The 245-nt window shown below is 66.9% G+C and carries 1 protein-coding gene; it reads right to left on the bottom strand.

Annotation, left to right across the window (positions count from 1 at the left end; genetic code table 11):
- On the bottom strand, positions 1-245 hold a 245-nt coding region (locus PU683_RS20820), incomplete at its 3' end, for a PhzF family phenazine biosynthesis protein (protein WP_277174513.1).

The raw sequence follows: 245 nt of genomic DNA, 5'->3' as shown, positions 1-245 counted from the left end.
CCGCTCGCCAGCGTCGCATGGCCGCACAGCGCCACCTCGGCGGCGGGGGTGAACCAGCGCAGATCGAAATCGGCGTCCTCGCCATTATGCGAGACGATGACGGCCGTCTCGCTGAGGTTATTCTCGCTCGCTATCTGCTGAAGCACGTCATCGGCGAGCCACGCGGCGAGCGGCATCACCGCCGCCGGATTGCCGCCGAACGCGCGTTCCGCAAAGGCATCGATCTGGGCGAAGGGGATGCGCAT

The sequence above is a fragment of the Candidatus Kosakonia sp. 282A-S69 genome (assembly GCF_029433855.1).
Lineage (GTDB): Bacteria > Pseudomonadota > Gammaproteobacteria > Enterobacterales > Enterobacteriaceae > Kosakonia > Kosakonia cowanii_A.
This window is presented reverse-complemented; position numbering and strand designations above follow the sequence as displayed.